The 16343-nt window shown below is 46.2% G+C and carries 15 protein-coding genes and 1 pseudogene; 10 read left to right on the forward strand and 6 right to left on the reverse strand.

The window, feature by feature from the left end:
* Nucleotides 1-285: 285 nt before the first annotated feature.
* The 10 genes and pseudogenes from QT984_RS05415 to QT984_RS05460 all read left to right on the forward strand — a co-directional run bounded on the left by QT984_RS05415 (nt 286) and on the right by QT984_RS05460 (nt 9640).
* Nucleotides 286-1285 (forward strand): annotated as a pseudogene (locus tag QT984_RS05415) (IS630 family transposase).
* The gene (locus QT984_RS05420) at nt 1278-2084 is read left to right on the forward strand and encodes a hypothetical protein (protein WP_333053483.1); all 807 of its coding nucleotides are present in this window, start codon (nt 1278-1280) and stop codon (nt 2082-2084) included. Before QT984_RS05415 ends, QT984_RS05420 begins: the two are co-directional and overlap by 8 nt.
* Nucleotides 2085-2305: 221 nt before the next feature.
* On the forward strand, nt 2306-2530 hold the full coding sequence (locus QT984_RS05425; protein WP_333053484.1) for a hypothetical protein: 225 nt from the start codon (nt 2306-2308) through the stop codon (nt 2528-2530).
* Between the two features lie 103 nt (nt 2531-2633).
* A complete protein-coding gene (locus QT984_RS05430; RefSeq protein ID WP_333053485.1) occupies nt 2634-2858 on the forward strand; it encodes a hypothetical protein in 225 nt (74 codons plus the stop codon).
* A gap of 418 nt (nt 2859-3276) precedes the next feature.
* Entirely contained in the window at nt 3277-6402 is a 3126-nt protein-coding gene (gene ppc, locus QT984_RS05435) for a phosphoenolpyruvate carboxylase (protein WP_333053486.1), read from the forward strand.
* A gap of 440 nt (nt 6403-6842) precedes the next feature.
* The gene (locus tag QT984_RS05440; protein ID WP_333272635.1) at nt 6843-7697 is read left to right on the forward strand and encodes a hypothetical protein; all 855 of its coding nucleotides are present in this window, start codon (nt 6843-6845) and stop codon (nt 7695-7697) included.
* 20 nt (nt 7698-7717) lie between these two features.
* The gene (locus tag QT984_RS05445; RefSeq protein WP_333234252.1) at nt 7718-8149 is read left to right on the forward strand and encodes a phosphodiester glycosidase family protein; all 432 of its coding nucleotides are present in this window, start codon (nt 7718-7720) and stop codon (nt 8147-8149) included.
* Between the two features lie 46 nt (nt 8150-8195).
* Complete coding sequence (locus QT984_RS05450; protein ID WP_333234250.1) at nt 8196-8756, forward strand: Uma2 family endonuclease; 561 nt, start codon at nt 8196-8198, stop codon at nt 8754-8756.
* Between the two features lie 137 nt (nt 8757-8893).
* The gene (locus QT984_RS05455) at nt 8894-9112 is read left to right on the forward strand and encodes a hypothetical protein (RefSeq protein ID WP_333053492.1); all 219 of its coding nucleotides are present in this window, start codon (nt 8894-8896) and stop codon (nt 9110-9112) included.
* 234 nt (nt 9113-9346) lie between these two features.
* Nucleotides 9347-9640 (forward strand): hypothetical protein, encoded by a 294-nt coding sequence (locus QT984_RS05460; RefSeq protein WP_333272629.1) that lies wholly within the window; start codon nt 9347-9349, stop codon nt 9638-9640.
* A gap of 188 nt (nt 9641-9828) precedes the next feature.
* Here the strand turns inward: QT984_RS05460 and QT984_RS05465 are convergent, their stop codons facing one another.
* The 6 genes from QT984_RS05465 to QT984_RS05490 form a co-directional block, all read right to left on the reverse strand.
* Nucleotides 9829-10395, reverse strand: a complete 567-nt coding sequence (locus QT984_RS05465; RefSeq protein WP_333233907.1) for a diheme cytochrome C — start codon at nt 10393-10395, stop codon at nt 9829-9831.
* 20 nt (nt 10396-10415) lie between these two features.
* On the reverse strand, nt 10416-11324 hold the full coding sequence (locus tag QT984_RS05470) for an MBL fold metallo-hydrolase (protein WP_333053496.1): 909 nt from the start codon (nt 11322-11324) through the stop codon (nt 10416-10418).
* Nucleotides 11325-11841: 517 nt separating this feature from the next.
* Nucleotides 11842-12354 carry an inorganic diphosphatase gene (locus QT984_RS05475; RefSeq protein WP_006634582.1) on the reverse strand — a complete coding sequence of 171 codons (513 nt, stop codon included), beginning with the start codon at nt 12352-12354 and terminating at the stop codon, nt 11842-11844.
* A 282-nt stretch (nt 12355-12636) separates the two neighbouring features.
* A complete protein-coding gene (locus QT984_RS05480) occupies nt 12637-14133 on the reverse strand; it encodes a serine/threonine-protein kinase (protein WP_333053497.1) in 1497 nt (498 codons plus the stop codon).
* A 143-nt stretch (nt 14134-14276) separates the two neighbouring features.
* Nucleotides 14277-15584, reverse strand: a complete 1308-nt coding sequence (locus QT984_RS05485) for a serine/threonine-protein kinase (RefSeq protein ID WP_333338435.1) — start codon at nt 15582-15584, stop codon at nt 14277-14279.
* A gap of 160 nt (nt 15585-15744) precedes the next feature.
* Nucleotides 15745-16293, reverse strand: a complete 549-nt coding sequence (locus QT984_RS05490) for an inorganic pyrophosphatase (protein ID WP_333053499.1) — start codon at nt 16291-16293, stop codon at nt 15745-15747.
* Nucleotides 16294-16343 lie beyond the last annotated feature (50 nt).

The raw sequence follows: 16343 nt of genomic DNA on the forward strand, positions 1-16343 counted from the left end.
GGAGCGGAATGAAGCGAAAGTTTCACGTTCCGTTCTGAAGGAGAGGTAGGGGTAGAAATGCCCCTATCGACTCTAACTACCCGAAGCAGAAGGAAGTTGGGCATTACCCCTACTACATGAACGAATTAGTAGTTGGTCTTCGCCAATAGAAAAAGCAGCTTCCCAACTCAAACTTGTTTGTGAACAGAGCATCAATCCAGTCTTAAGTAATTAGACAGAATTAATTACACAAATACATAGTAGAATGATATTTCAGGCAAAATTATGAGTTAATTAGAATTTCATATGATGTTTATCAGGGAAATAAATCCTCTTTCGTCTAAATTGCTCGACTCGAATTTATCGCCAAAGCCGACATCATCAGGTACGTCAGAGAGCACATTGCCTCATATTAGCTTCGCAAGGAGTAAAAAAAGGAGAGTTAATGAATATTTTCAAAATAAGTTATAAGACCCTCTATAACTGGTTCAATCGGTGGGAATTAGAGGGAATGATAGGACTTTATAATAAACCAGGAAGAGGTTCTAAGCCACTATTTAAGTCTTCGCAGAAAGCCCAAATAAAAGAGTGGGCTAAACAAGAACCAAGGCAATTAAAAAATGTTAGCCAAAAAGTTCAAGAGACCTGGGGCATAACTCCCAGTACAAAAACAATTAAAAGAATACTAAAAACTCTAAATATGAGTTGGCATCGTATGCGTAAAGGAGTGGGAGGAACGCCTCCCGCCCAGGAATATCAAGAGAAAAAGGCACAATTAGAAGAATTAAAGCAATTGGACGCTCAAGGTAAAATTGATTTATATTACTTGGATGAAACGGGATTTTGTTTGATTCCTTGTGTCCCCTATGGCTGGCAGGAAATCGGAGAATATTTAACAATTCCTAGTCGTCGTAGTCAGCGAATGAATGTACTAGGAATCATGAATCGAAATAACCATCTTGAAACTTATATTTCCTCTCAAAGTATTAATTCAGATGTGGTTATTGCCTGTATTGATGCTTTTTTTCCCACAGTAGATAAGCCAACGGTGATTGTCACAGATCAAGCTTCTATTCATACCAGTGATGCTATTGTTGACAAACTTGAAGAGTAGAAACAACGTAATATTACTCTTTTTGAGTTGCCTTCTTACTCACCTGAATTAAATTTAATTGAAATTTTATGGCGGTTTATTAAGTATGAATGGATTGAAATATCTGCTTACAAGAGTTGGGGAACTTTTGTTACATCTGTGGAAAAAATCCTGAAAGAATTTGGAGAAAACTATGTAATTAATTTTGTCTAGCTACTTAGCAGTTTTAGATCGAGAATATGGCAATGCTGGTTGGGTACTAGCGCAAGCTTCCATTCAAGCTGATTGCTTAATGCGACTCCGAAAGAATGCCTGTTTTTGGTCAGCACCACCAGCATATAGTGGTCGCGGCAGACCACGCAAGCACGGGCAAAAAATGAGGCCGGGTGACCAAACCACATGGCTCGAAGCGGATGCTGTGATTGAAATTGACGAACATCCAGAGTTGGGGCAAGTCCGAGTCAAGCAATGGCTTGACTTACATTTTTATCGTGCGCCTGAACAGAGAGTAAATTTAATCCTCGTGGAAAGAATGAAGCCCATGTCAAACGGTCAGCCGTTTCCACCCTTGTGGTTGGCTTGGGTGGGAGAACGAACTCTACCCTTAGAAACAGTCTGGTTTAAGTATTTACGACGCTTTGGAGTCGATCATTGGTATAGATTTGTTAAGCAACGATTACATTGGACATTGCCTAACTTGAGAACTCCCGAACAATCAGAGCGCTGGAGCGATTTAATGCCGCCCCGGAGTTGGCAACTCTGGCTGGCTAGGGATTTAGTTCTGGAAAATCGACTTCCTTGGCAATCTGCTACGATTAATTTAACTCCTGGACGTGTTGCCCAATCAATGTTTTCGGTTTTAGTTGACATTGGTACTCCTACAAAAATCCCTAAACATAGGGGAAAAGCCCCCGGCTGGGAAAAAGGAAAGGTACGTACTAAGGCACCGTGCTATCCCACTGTTAAAAAACGGGTTTCTCGACGGAAAAAGTCTTCAAGATTAGCTGTTTAATCTTCTACCTCTTGAGTTTTTGAGCAACAGCTTGCCTTCTGCTAAAAGGCTGCTACTTTTAGCTGCACTGATTTTTTAGTCTAAACTACAGTTACTTGACTTTTCTACTTTAGATGAGAGTGCAATTGACGGAAGCCACCACTCCTGGTAAGACCGTAGATTAACGATCGTACACAGGATACAATTTCCTTTCAGTCGATCGACTTTGCAGGAGAGCTATTTTGTGCAATCAAATTATTATCGATAGTTTCACAAGGAAGGGCGATCGACTTTGCCGCCGCCGATCGAACTGTGCGATCGATTCTGGGGGCGATCGAACTTTTGTACGCGCCTTCGATCGGGCTCTCGATCCTGGGGGCGAGCGATCGTATCCTCTCATTTTTGTGTCACATCTTCAGGGGATATCAGCACGCAGCCCTGTCTGGCCTGCGATGACACGGCACTAATTCTTGGATGAACACGGATCTCGCCCCAATCTAGGATACAACGAGGCAAGAAAACCCGCCCTAGCTTGTAAACTAGGGATAACAGAATACGCAGGAAAGATTTATGCCGTCGGAAAACCAAGACTTGCTCAAAACTCAAACACCTAACAGTCCAAAGTTGCCAGTTCCCTCAGACATTTTATTGAGCTTGGTCGCTTTACCCATGCTGGGCGGGCTGGTGGTGGCTAAAGCTGCTGCTGAGTTTGTTGCGTCGATCGGCGTTGAAAGCGAAGAAGTCTTTCGGGGTTCGCGCCTTCCCGTACTCAACTTTCCTCAATCACAGGATTAGAAAGCCCAAGGAAGGATGCTGCTGCTAGAAGTTAAATTTTGTGACCCCGCCCAAAAACGGATACGGTGCCACGTACTCCTGTCGGGGACAGATAAAAATTTTCGACCCTAGTTCAACATCCCAGGTTCATCTTTGAAGTAAATCTAAAAGTGTTCGACTTAGCGCGACTCAACTGACTTCTGGCCGAACGTCTCACGCCGATCGTCTAAAATCTAAAATCGCAAGTTAACTGACCTGAAAGCTTGACAATAGGTACAATCCGTGCTGTAAGAATTAATCTTTCCTTATACTTTGTACATAAGTGCCTTCTACTTTTAACGTTGCAATAAGTCTCAAATTTGACTGCAAACAAAAGTGTTTTAGGCGAAACTAAACCATACAATTTTCTTGACACCCGCAGCTATTGAGGAACAGCCCGATGAGTTCAGTCCTCCAGTCTTCAGAACAGGCTATTGATGCAACATCTATTTCCCCTTTTCCCGCTTACTCAAAATCAGACCTGTTTCTACGAAATCGCCTCAAAGTTGTAGAGGACTTGTGGGAATCGGTGCTGCGACAGGAGTGCGGGCAGGAATTGGTGGATTTGCTCCAACAAATGCGATCGGTCAATTCCGCCGAGGGACAAGCCACTCACTTTCGCGAGTCGAATGTCGTACAGCTAATCGAAAAGCTCGACCTCAACGCCGCCATCCGCGCCGCTAGGGCTTTTGCACTGTATTTCCAGTTGATCAACATTGTCGAACAGCACTACGAACAGCGAGACCAACAGCTAGCTTACGCTAGCAGCAACGACGCTGGTGGGCGGATGTTTTCTAAGCTGCCAGGACAAGCAACGGATGCCCCCGATCGCCCCCGCCACCGGGAAGGCCCAGTCCCCGCCCAAATGGCTCCTCGCGGTGCAGACAGCGGCGAGACGATCGCCCGAGATGCGGGAACTTTTCACCAACTGTTCCCGATGCTGCTGCGCTTGAACGTGCCCAGCCAGCAAATCCAGCGCTTGATCGATCAGTTAGACATCCGCTTGGTATTTACAGCTCACCCGACGGAAATTGTTCGCCACACGATCCGCACCAAACAGCGACGAATGGCGAAGATTCTCCAACAGCTAGACCAAGTTGACGAGAAATTTCAGGTGATCGGAACCGACTCTCAAAGCCCCTACCCGGTGTCTTGCTGGGAAGCAGCGGCTCTCCAAGAGCAACTGATGGAAGAAATTCGCCTCTGGTGGCGCACTGACGAACTGCACCAGTTCAAGCCGACTGTACTTGACGAGGTGGAGTACACTCTCCACTACTTCGAGGAAGTTCTGTTTGATGCTATTCCCGAACTCTACCACCGCTTAAAGCAAGCTTTGCACGCTTCTTACCCTTATCTGAAACCGCCTAGTTACAATTTTTGCAAGTTCGGTTCTTGGGTGGGATCGGACAGGGACGGCAATCCTTCGGTGACTCCGAAAGTTACTTGGCAAACTGCTTGCTATCAGCGCCACTTGGTGCTAGAGAAGTACATCAGCGCGGTGAAACGGCTAAACGAACTTTTGAGTTTGTCGCTGCACTGGAGCGATGTGCTGCCGGAATTGCTGGAATCTCTCGATCGCGACAAATCGGAATTCCCGGAGGTTTACGAGCAGTGGGCAATCCGCTACCGCCAAGAACCTTATCGGTTGAAGCTGGCCTACGTGCTGCAGCGGCTGGAAAATACGCGCGATCGTAATTGGCGGCTCTACAAAGGAGACGAATTGCAGCGGGAACGCGAAGCTTTGTCGGAACATCCCGGAATGACCGGCCTTTATCGATCGGGGGCTGAGTTTTTAGCCGAACTCAAGCTCATCGAACACAATTTAGTGGAAACAGGTTTGAGCTGTCGGGACTTGGAAAATCTGCTCTGCCAAGTAGAAATTTACGGGTTTAATTTGGCTTACCTAGATATTCGCCAAGAGTCAACAGTACACTCGGACGCTTTAAGGGAAATTGCTGAATACTTGCAAATTTTGCCCAAGCCTTACAATCAAATGTCGGAATGCGATCGCATTATTTGGCTGGCAACGGAACTGCAAACTCGCCGCCCTTTAATTCCAGCAGAATTGCCCTTTTCTCCCAAAACTTGCGAGACGATCAATACCTTCCGAATATTGCGGCAAATGCAGCAGGAGTTTGGCTCGGAAATTTGCCAAACTTACGTCATCAGCATGAGCCACGATGTCAGCGATTTGCTGGCGGTTTTGCTGTTAGCAAAAGAAGCGGGACTTTACGATCCCGCAACAGGAATTAGCAACATTCAAGTAGTTCCCCTGTTTGAAACGGTGGAAGATTTGAAAAAAGCGCCGGAAGTAATGCAAAAAATATTTGATCTGCCGCTTTATCGAGCTTTGCTAGCAGGAGGATACGCGCAGGAACTAGCGGTAAAAAACGCCGAAAATCTCAAATGCCCCATCGAAAATCTCAAATTGCAAGAGGTAATGCTGGGCTATTCGGACAGCAATAAAGATTCTGGTTTCCTCAGCAGCAATTGGGAAATCCACAAAGCTCAAAAGGCTTTGCAAATGGTTGCGGAAAAACACGGTGTGGAGTTGCGAATTTTTCACGGCAGAGGCGGTTCTGTAGGGCGCGGTGGTGGGCCTGCTTACAAGGCAATTTTGGCTCAGCCTGGAAAGAGTATTAACGGGCGAATTAAGATTACTGAACAAGGCGAGGTTTTGGCTTCTAAATATTCTTTGCCGGAGTTGGCGCTTTACAATTTGGAAACTGTGGCGGCGGCGGTAATTCAAGCGAGTTTGCTGCACACTGGTTTTGATGGCATCGACCCTTGGAATGAGATTATGGAGGAGTTGTCGGTAAAATCGCGATCGCACTACCGCAATTTAATCTACGAACAGCCGGATTTAGTTGATTTCTTCCACCAAGTTACCCCCATTCAAGAAATCAGCCAGTTGCAAATTAGTTCTCGCCCGGCCCGTCGCGGTGGTAAAAAAGACATCAGCGGTTTGCGAGCAATTCCGTGGGTGTTTAGCTGGACTCAAAGCCGCTTTTTGCTGCCTTCTTGGTACGGTGTCGGCACAGCTTTGCAAGAGTTTTTGCTGGAGGAACCGGAAGAACACATGAAACTTTTGCAGTATTTCTACTTGAAATGGCCGTTTTTTAGAATGGTAATTTCTAAGGTGGAAATGACTTTATCTAAGGTGGATTTGCAGATTGCAGAACACTACGTGCAGGAGTTAGCTTTGCCAGCGGACAGGGAGCGTTTTAAGGCTTTATTCGATCAAATTGCTGCCGAATTTCACTTGATTCGCGATTTGGTTTTAACGATTACCGGACACCAACGTTTGTTGGACGAAGATCCATCGCTGCAGCGATCGGTGCAGTTGCGAAATGCGACGATTGTGCCTTTGGGTTTGTTGCAGGTTTCGCTGCTGAAACGCTTGCGGCAGCATGGTAGTGGCGGGGTTCCGGGGGTGATTCACTCGCGTTACAGCAAGGGTGAATTGTTGCGGGGAGCTCTGCTGACGATTAATGGAATTGCTGCGGGGATGCGGAATACCGGCTAGGCAAATAGTTTTGAGTTGTGAATTAGTGGTAAGGTGCGCGATAGAGCACCTTGCTACTGTTAGTTTCAGAATTCGGGCGATCGCCCATTGTATAGCAATCCTCGCATCATTTGTGTAATTCTTGTAGGGGCAAACCCCCCGTGGTTGCCCCCATGAGACCGGGGTAGGCACTCTTAACACTACCCCTACATCTTTTTACGACTCCTGCAAGGATTGCTACAGCATATTCCATGTAGATGTGGTACACACAATCTTCTAGCCCGTGTAAGGTGCGGATACACCCGTCAATCTGTAAGTTTTATCGACCAATATTTCGCCGCGACGCACCCTACAGATTAACACCACACAATATAGCTTTATAGTGTACTTCATGAACCACCGAAGAGGCTGTATAGTCACAGCCATAGGAAACTGTTCGCTATGCTAGCTGAGATTTTTTTATGTCTAAACGCAAACAGTCTCAAGGTTGTCGCCCGATGCTGCAGCGCACTTTTTTATTTTTAACGGGCATAGCTTTGGCGCGGGTGGCGGCTGACTATTTTGCGATCGCCCAAAACCGAGATAGTTTCTTGACTCTCATGGGTCAACTGTGGCAAAAGTCACTCGCTTTTTTATCAAGTATACAATCAAATCAAACTCCTAAACCTCTCCATAGCAATCCCATTGTAAAATCGGCAAAAACAAATCAACCTCTGCCGAGTAATCCTATTGTAAAATCGCCCGAAAATCCTCCTGCTGTGCAGCCGTCTCAACCTAAAATTATCAAAAAACGTTCTGCTAAGCAAGCAAAACCTGTAGAAGTCAGCAGCAAAAATGTAGCTGGCGCAAGTTTTTATCTCACAACTATTGACCTCGCCGACCCAGAAAATTATATCACAATAGGGTTAGCTAATAATGCCGATTTTGCTAATACTTCTAAAGTAACGCGGGGCGACGAACCTTTTGAAAATATGGTGGCGCGTTACCGGGCTGCTGTTGTTGCTAACGGGACTTTTTTTGGTAAAGATGAGCAGAAATCTGTGCTGGGAAATATGGTGGCGGCGGGTAAGTTTATGAAATATAGCCGCTGGGAAAATTACGGCACGACTTTGGGAATTAAAGCGGGAAATCAATTGGAAATGGTGACGGCTAGAACTGAAGGTAAGCCGGATTGGAGTCAACATTGGTTTTCTCTGACCAAGAATTTCAAAGGTGGTACCCGCCACGTGATTTATCCGTGGAATCAATTCTTTAATCGAAAATCGAAAATCCTCAAGAAAGAGCATTTATCTCGCGCAAGTCAATCTAAAATCTAAAATCTAAAATCTAAAATCGATTGACTTGTGGGCCGAGATTGGTTAAAGCGGGGAAAGTTTGGCTGTCTCCTTTGTCGGAAGGTTTTAAAGATGCTGGTGTTTTGGGCGTGGGTTCGAGAACGGCGATCGGCTTTCCGGCTTCCAGAGATAAGTTATTGTTGGTGACTTTTCTTGATAGTTTGTCTTTGGAAGCAGAAGCTAAAGTTATGCAGGCGATGGCGTCCCGCCCTCGCCCGTGCTACGGCTGTTTTGAAGCGATGAATTTGGATGGGGGCGCTTCGGTGGCTTTGGCTCATCAAGGGGAGATTTTATTGCCACCGGGACGGAATTTGACGAATGTGCTGGTGGTTTACGATAAAGAATATCCGGCGCCGGCTGAGTTAAAACAGTCTTGGGAACGCTTTCAAAAGGGCTCTCGACCAACACCGGACAAATCAGTGTTTTTTGATTGAATTAGCCATTGCTATAATATGACATAAGCTTTTGCAGGCACAGATTATGACAGCAACAAGAGAAAAAATCTGGACAGTAGAAGAATATCACCGCATGATTGAAGCTGGCATTCTCACTGAAGGTGATAAGATTGAACTGCTAGATGGGAGAATTGTTGAAATGAGCGCACAAACTCCATCCCATGCTGCTACAACCCAGCGATCGTCCGATTATATCAAACAACTACTTGCCGGACAAGCTCACGTTCGGATGCAGTTGCCAATTACTTTAGCAACTTCGGAACCGGAACCAGATATAGCAGTTGTTTGTCTCGATCCGGGTGCTTATAGCGACCATCACCCAAATCCTAGCGAAATCTTGCTGTTAATTGAAGTTTCTTACGCGACATTACAAATTGACCGCCGGGAAAAAGCCCCGATTTATTCTAGAGCAAATATCCCTGAATATTGGATTTTAGATGTAGCGGCGCGCGAGGCATATATTTACCGGAATCCGGCACCGGGAGGCTATCAATCTGAGATAGTTGTTGCGGATAATGCTGCGATTAGAATGCTAGCTTTTCCTGAAATTGAAATTAGTTTTTCCGAACTGTTTTTGCCTGTTTAGTTTGTGTTTGAGCTTTAACCGCAGATGGAGCCGATAAACGCAGATGGACGCAGATAAAGAGTTAAAACCAAGATGTTTGGGAGTGGTTTAAACCTCAAGGTCGTGGTAAGATTGAAAAATGAATTCAATGGCGTTTTATGTCAAATCTTGAATTATTAGACCAACTTCGGCAGTTATCCCCTGCTGATAAATTTCAAATTATGCAGTTTTTAATCGCTGAATTGGCGAAAGAAGAAGGAATTGTAATGGGTAATGAAGCTGCCGAAATTATGTATTCAGTGCATACGTCTAATAGTGCAGCAGAGCAATTGATGCAGTTAGTAGAAACAGAAAATAAGCCAACTCAAAATATTTAAGGGTAGGTAATATTATTTTCAACCTAAACGAAATAAATTTGGTGTTTTAGGTGATGTTCCGTATCTGCCTTTAACACTAACTTATCAAAATCGTTCTGTTGAGGTTATGGGGTTACAGGATAGAGGAGCTAGTGTTAATGTTTTGCCCTATAATGTTGGGGTGCAATTAGGGGCAAGTTGGGAAAAGCAAAGATTTTCTGTTACTTTAGCGGGTAATTTGAGGAAGGAGCATACATGGAAAGCATGACCGTAAAAGAGTTGATGGAGGCTTTGGCAGAACACGACCCCGAAGCCATAGTTTACGCTTATATTCCCCAACGTTATCTCAAGCCCATTTTCTACGAAGCGTCCTTAACAATTGAGGAAGTTGAAGCGTCCTTCACAATTGAGGAAGTTGTGGACGGCGAACCCAAGCGGGTTAACCTGTTCCCCTTTGAGCCAAACATTGACTGCGATAATTTGAACTCATGGCCTGAATCGTTTCGGCCTGAGTATGTTCTGCAAGAAGAACGTGAGGATGGATGGTAATGGTGTAGGGTTTTGGTCTGTGGATGTTAAAAGTTTCCTGCTTTGATGCGGCTCGTCGCGGGTGTCGCCGTATCAATTGCCTCCGGTTGGTCTAAAATCTCATCATCCTCATTCGGGCGATACACCCAATCCACAAACTGCTCGCATAACCTCCCTACTCAATAGTTTGTGGATAATTCCTGCATTCCCTACGGAGAGTTTTGCCACTCGGCGGTAAGCTTGCGGAAATTGTATTTAGATGCGCCGGGGTGACAAGTAACGCAACTGCTGATATTTGCGGGTTGTGACATTTTGACTTTGGGGTGCAGTGCTTTGAAATAGCGAGAACTGGCGACTCGGTAGGCGAGTTCTTCGTCTTTGGCTTGGGGACGGGAAAAAGTTTGCAGGTAGTTCCACACTAGCAGGCGGGGCGGGTCTACTAGCAGTTTGATGGTTTGTCCGTAGTGTTGGGGATCTTGCAGCAACCGGCGCCAGGTTTCTGTAGGTAATACTTGCGGCGGTAAAGCTATGTGACAGGTGGCGCAGTTTTCTAGGTACAGTTGCTGTCCGAGTTGGTAACGTTCGGGGATACGATCGACCGTACCAGTATCCTCGATCGAAGAAACCTGAGCAAGTCGCGCGGGAGTGCGAGAATAGGCAGTCTGAGCTGCAACCCATCCGCCGCAGGTACAGCAGATAATTATCAACACTAGCAACGTTGAGTAAAGCCCCCGCAACCCTACTCTGCGACGTTTGCGGGGTTTTTCCTGTTTCATAATTCTGAATTTATTTTTGGTTAAATTACTGGTATGCTCATGCCTTCGCGGGCTAAGCAGCTATTGGCGAACGCTGCCTGCACCTCTGCTTCTGTACGATCGAGAAAATTGTCGTCGTGACCCGGATCGTGGTGAAACATCACGATTTTTTTGACTCCAGCAGCTTTGGCTATTTCTACTCCTGCTTGCCAAGTCGAGTGTCCCCAGCCGACTTTTGGGGTTTTGAAGTCGTAATACTCTTCGTTGGTGTAGTTGGCGTCGTAAATCAGCACGTCGGCGTTGCGAGCTAGGTGTAACACGTTGTCGTCCAGCCGATCGGGAAAATGTTCTGTATCGGTGCAGTAGACGGCTGTGTGTCCCTCCCAAGTGACTCGATATCCGATCGCGGTGTTGGGATGGTTCAGCAGTGCCGTTTCTATTTTCACATCGTCGAGTTCGATAATATCCCCAGGCGTCAAATCGTTGAATTTGAGGTCTGACTGCATCACCTGGATGGGGACGGGAAAATTGGGGTGCACCATTTGGTCGGCAAGACGGTGTTTGATTGTAGTGCCGTTGGGGGCGATCGCACCGTAAATGTGAAAACAGTTCCCTGGGATAAAGGCGGGAGTAAAGAACGGAAAGCCTTGAATGTGATCCCAGTGAGTGTGGCTGAAAAACATATGGGCTTCCACCGGCATTTGCCGCAGCAGATTGAGGCCCAGAACTCGCAGGCCCGTACCGCCGTCAAAAATCAGGCGTTTTTTGCCCAAGCGCATTTCTACACAGGAGGTGTTCCCTCCGTAGCGAAGTGTTTTGCTGCCGGGGGTGGCGATGCTGCCCCGCACGCCCCAAAACTGAACGACAAACTCGGTCAAAGGACTATTTTCCATAGTGGCTTGGCGATCGGAAGGCTGTGGATTGGGTAGAGAGGGTGCGGAATCTGGCATTTTTTTTAGTTTTGGGGGCTGGAACTTGGGAGTTGAAATCTTAGTTTTTACTTTTTAGTTTTTAGCAATCTGTACTATAATAAAGCCCTCGATCGGGAAACTATTCGAGTGCCTAATACTTGGGCTGTTAGAATTCTCAACCTTACCGATTCGTGTAGGAGATGTCACACTTGAGAGATGATTTGTTGCATCATCCGGGCAGCCCGCCGTGTTCTGTGTTCTGAGATTAAGATAGCGCCGATCGCTCTAAGTGTTAGGGTAAAACTTCCTCAAACGTAGAACGCATTCCTCTGGGGTAGAATTTGCGCTTCATCTTACTCTAGGAGTAGTATTTTTTTCAAGATTGGGGGCGGGGCGCGGTTTTGAGGAATGCTGTTCCGGTGAGTCGGCATTCACGACTGATTTGACATTCTAGCTACCCGTTCCTCGACTGCATCCCTAGACGTGCAGCGATCGCCTTATGTTCGGCCCCCTGAGTTTTTAGTCGGGTTGCAGTCGAGGAGTGCGGGCTAGGGGCTTATTTGCGATCGGCTGCGATGCACTTTTCCACTAAGGGCATGACTTGATCGACATCTTGCCAACCCAGAATTTCCGTGACTTTTTTCTCCAAATTTTTGTAGGTTCTAAAAAATTCGGCTATTTCGTCCAAGCGGTGGGGGGCTACGTCTTTGAGGGACTTATAGTGAGCGTAGCGGGGGTCTTTGTCGGGAACGCACAAAAGTTTTTCGTCCCTGTCGCCTCCGTCGATCATTTCCAGCATTCCGATCGGACGGGCTGCGATTATGCACCCTGGAAATGTGGGCTCATCCATCATCACCATGCCGTCGAGGGGGTCGCCATCATCGGCTAAGGTATTGGGTATGAAGCCGTAGTCGCACGGATATTGGACTGAGGAAGAAAGCACCCGATCGAGAGCAAAAGCTTGCAAGTCTTTATCAAATTCGTACTTGTTTTTGCTACCGGCGGTAATTTCGATGAGGACGTTGAGCAGTCCTGGTTTCGGCTGTGCCGGAATTAGCGATAAGTCCACAACAATATCTCCAAGTTAACAGATGATTGGGATGAGTGCTACTTGCCAAATCCCTTTGATAGCATTTTACGGGCGATCGGGCCTTTCGGCTGCATGAGATTGACCGAAAGCGGGGGAGTGTGTCGCCGGCTGGGGGAATACACTCGACGGGCGGGACGCCCATCCCACACAAGAGAGAGGGGACGGGCGGGACGCCCATCCCACACAAGAGAGAGGGGACGGGCGGGACGCCCATCCCACAGGTTGAGGGCGCAAAGCTTTGTTTTGGCAAAGGAGATATTTTCAGAACCATTTATTCTGTTTACCGTCTGTCAAAATTATTTTAATTTTCAAACCCAACCACTGGCTCAGTTCTGTTGCTAACCACTTGATTTCTGATTCACTTAGTCCCTCCTTCTCTCCTAACTGATATTTGTGCTTGCCTGCTTGAACTATCATCTGATAGACTTTCCCTAATCTCACTTCCGAGTAGCTCTTCTGCATAAGTAATGATGCCGTTTTATATAACCCTGTAGCTATTGATAAAGCAAAAATCATAACTTTTACACCAATACCGCTGTTTCTATATTCACGTTGTTGAATTTTCAACTGGCCAATCTCCTTCCTGGGAGATGGCTTGGCATGATTCCATCTCAACCCCAGCAGATTGCTTGTCTGGGAGATTTGCTGCCGATCGATTCTGAGACGCCTTTCCCGAAATAGTGCAAATATCAACTTTAGTCCTGCCATACATAACAAACTTCCTGATATTATTATAAAAAATTGGGAATTTATATTTAACGCATCGCTCAACATATCCCTTGCTATAAATGAGACAGGACTCGCAGATACCAGAGCCGAAAGCGTGGCAATTAAACCAAAATCGATGCCTTTGGGCGGAATTACAATTTCTATAAATTCCGATTTTTTTGTAAGTTTAATATCGCTGCCTTGTGGCTGCAGCACCACCATAGGATTTTTGTTGATCGGGCGGGGATTTTTAAGCCCTCGCCATGCTTCCCTAGCCGAAGATAACCGTTTGGAAAAACTTGGTTCTGTCATCCACTCCAGCCAATCTATTAAATTAGGATTGAGCTGCGGTACCCGATCGGCAAATTGAATTTTCAAATCCTGCTGCGACAGTTCGGTGGGATGCAAACCCGTTACCAAATAAATTAAAGTTGCACCTAAACCGTAGAGGTCAGAAGCCGGAACCGAGCGCCCGCCAAATTGTTCGGGTGCCATATACCCGTAAGTTCCCACTACTGTAATTGTGCCGCCAAATTTTGCAGCTTGGTTCTGCACCGAACCGAAATCAACTAAATAAACTTGTCCGACCGAGTTACCCGATCTGCTGTGCAGTAAAATATTACTGGGTTTAATGTCACGGTGAATAACAGGCGGATTTTGCTTGTGCAAGTAATTCAAAATTGCTAACAGCGATTTAGCTAATTGTTTCACCTCGCTTTCGCTAAAAGTACGCCCCGATCGCAAATGCTCTTCCAAAGTTTTTCCCTCTACATAAGTCTGTACCAGCGCAAAACTTTTACTGTTTAGTTCGTCAATTTCCAGGTAATCGAGGTAGCGCGGAATTGCTGGGTGAGAAAGTGCTTTTAAAGTTTCCGCTTCCCGTTCAAATAGCTTGAGGTCTTGCCATTCAAAATCGCTGCCGAGGAATAGCTGTTTGATGACGACTAATTCTTGAGTTTGTAAGTCACGAGCCAGCAGCGTTTGGCGACCAGTTTGTTTTCCTAGTTGTCGCTGCACTTCGTAGCGTTCTGCTAATATTTTGCTGGTCATATTTTTTTACATGAATTTGAGTGTGAGGGGAACGTCGGGGTTCAGAAACCGGGTTTTTTAGCGAGTCTGGCGGTTGTAACGTGGCTTTTCGTAAAAACCCGGTTTCTAGGAGTCGGAGTGCGTCCAGAACTGTAAATTTTAGATTACAGTCCACTTTCTTTTTGATACCACCGGGCAATAGACTTGCTACTTGCCCCCATTGACAGTCCTGCAATTAGGGACGGTGCTAGCACGAAAACAATCTCAACACTCAAGTCGTTTAGCTTATTCCAATCCATTATCCGAAAGTAGACGATGCTTGTCGAGGTACAGAGTACGATACTAATTGCAGTTAAAACCTGTCGGTGAAGTTTGGGATTAGTTAGGGGAAAAAACCACAAGCGCGTCACAATTCCTACGATTATTCCGTTCCCCAACCCCAGCAGCAAGCCCAGAAGAAGACCGATTAATCCTCCGAAAATTGTCGCCACTACCGGCAAAAGAAAGGTGCCGTAAATTGCTGCACAAGCTCCTACACCTAGAGTGCCCATCCAAGTGCTGCGCCCGATCGCATTCTTGAACAACCTAGAGGTATCTAGCGTTTTTCCCAGTCTCAATGTCTGGGAATATTTATTTATTTCCTGTGGTTTTTCTAGAACTTCTTTAGCTATTTGGACTGAGGCGGGACGGCATTCTAAACTCGGATGCGTCATCCACTTCAGCCAATTGGTAAAACCGGAACTCAGTTGGGTGAATTGCTCGAACTCGATCTGCAAATCTTTCTGCGGCAAGTCGGCTGGATGCTGCTTGGTAATTAAGGCGATTAAGGTGGCTCCCAAGCTGTACAAGTCGGAAGCTGGAACTGCTCTCCCGCCAAATTGTTCGGGCGGCATATAGCCATAAGTTCCGACAACGGTGACTGTTTTTCCTTGTTGGGTTGCTAGGGTTTGAACTGCACCAAAATCGACTAGGTAGACTTTGCCGACGCTGTTGCCCGATCGATTCTTGAGTAAAATATTGCTGGGTTTAATGTCGCGGTGAATGACGGGGGGCTGTCGCTGGTGCAGATAGGCGAGGATGTCTAATAATGCTGTGGCTAATTGTTTGACTTCTCTTTCGCTGAAGGTGCGGCCGTCTGAGAGATATTCTTGTAGGGATTTGGCTGCGATGTAAGTCTGAACTAGGGCGAATCCTTTGCGCTTGGGCGTGTCGATTTCAAAGGAGTCGAGATATCGGGGAATTGCGGGATGGGATAGGGATTTTAAGGTTTCGACTTCTCGCTGGAACAGTTTTAAGTCTTCCCAGTTAAAGTCGCTGCTGAATGACAGGAGTTTGACTACTACTTGCTGTTGGGTTTTTAAGTCGCGGGCGAGTAAGGTTTGTCTTCCTGCTTGCTTGCCGAGCCGCCGATCGCACTGATAGCGATCGGCTAATATTTCTTTTGACAAATCGCCGATGTTTTCTCCGCTCATCTTCTCTTGCCCTAGAACCGATTAAACCTAGTGTAGTTGACAAAAGTGCAATAATCGGAAATGTTTGGGCTAGGGCAAAAAAAATTTTATGTCAAATAGCAACCGCCTTTAAAAGCCAGCTTTCTCGCACAATCAAGAAGCGCCTGAGTTAAGCTGGAATTTAATTTTGGATTTGCTTATAAATTGACTGCACTACGTCGAGCAGGCTCAAGACTTGCTGCCATTCGGGGGCATCGGGGTTGTAGCTTTTGGCGCGCTGAGTTTTCAAACTGTGGTGCAAGAGGGAAAGCAGCGCGTCTGGAGACTGTAAGGAATTGTCCTCTTCATCTGCTGGGGTTTGGGCTGCATTTTCTTCGATGTCTTCTTTAATCTTTTGTGCTCGATCGGCGAGGGCTAAAGATCGGCCTGCCAGGTTTTCCGGCATTTTGGGCTGTTCGGACAAAGACGCGCTGGTTAGTTCTACCAATAGTTGACAGACTCGATCGACCCATTCGTGATCGTTTACTGAAAAGGAACCTGATTTGAACACTTGCCCGTCAGGTCTTTGTTGAATGGTTTGTACCTTCTGGATCAGAGGAATAGCCTTAACAGTGATATTTTCCGGGATTCTGGGGATATCTGACAGGGAGCTCCGAGCAATCTCCAGCAATAGTTGGTAAACCTGATCTACCCACTCAACATCTCCCGATTGCGAATTCCAATTATTCATAACTGACGCTAGTGGTTTTCTATATCTAAGACTAGAACATTGACTATCTG

The organism is Microcoleus sp. Z1_B2 (assembly GCF_036700325.1).
In the GTDB taxonomy this organism is placed as follows: Bacteria; Cyanobacteriota; Cyanobacteriia; order Cyanobacteriales; family Microcoleaceae; genus Microcoleus.

What these genes read in the sequence shown, in the direction of transcription:
- QT984_RS05430 (WP_333053485.1), top strand. Translation starts at nt 2,634, where the DNA reads ATGCCGTCGGAAAACCAAGACTTGCTCAAAACTCAAACACCTAACAGT.
- ppc (WP_333053486.1), top strand. Translation starts at nt 3,277, where the DNA reads ATGAGTTCAGTCCTCCAGTCTTCAGAACAGGCTATTGATGCAACATCT.
- QT984_RS05440 (WP_333272635.1), top strand. Translation starts at nt 6,843, where the DNA reads ATGTCTAAACGCAAACAGTCTCAAGGTTGTCGCCCGATGCTGCAGCGC.
- QT984_RS05450 (WP_333234250.1), top strand. Translation starts at nt 8,196, where the DNA reads ATGACAGCAACAAGAGAAAAAATCTGGACAGTAGAAGAATATCACCGC.
- QT984_RS05455 (WP_333053492.1), top strand. Translation starts at nt 8,894, where the DNA reads ATGTCAAATCTTGAATTATTAGACCAACTTCGGCAGTTATCCCCTGCT.
- QT984_RS05460 (WP_333272629.1), top strand. Translation starts at nt 9,347, where the DNA reads ATGGAAAGCATGACCGTAAAAGAGTTGATGGAGGCTTTGGCAGAACAC.
- QT984_RS05465 (WP_333233907.1), bottom strand. Translation starts at nt 10,395, where the DNA reads ATGAAACAGGAAAAACCCCGCAAACGTCGCAGAGTAGGGTTGCGGGGG.
- QT984_RS05470 (WP_333053496.1), bottom strand. Translation starts at nt 11,324, where the DNA reads ATGCCAGATTCCGCACCCTCTCTACCCAATCCACAGCCTTCCGATCGC.
- QT984_RS05480 (WP_333053497.1), bottom strand. Translation starts at nt 14,133, where the DNA reads ATGACCAGCAAAATATTAGCAGAACGCTACGAAGTGCAGCGACAACTA.
- QT984_RS05485 (WP_333338435.1), bottom strand. Translation starts at nt 15,584, where the DNA reads ATGAGCGGAGAAAACATCGGCGATTTGTCAAAAGAAATATTAGCCGAT.
- QT984_RS05490 (WP_333053499.1), bottom strand. Translation starts at nt 16,293, where the DNA reads ATGAATAATTGGAATTCGCAATCGGGAGATGTTGAGTGGGTAGATCAG.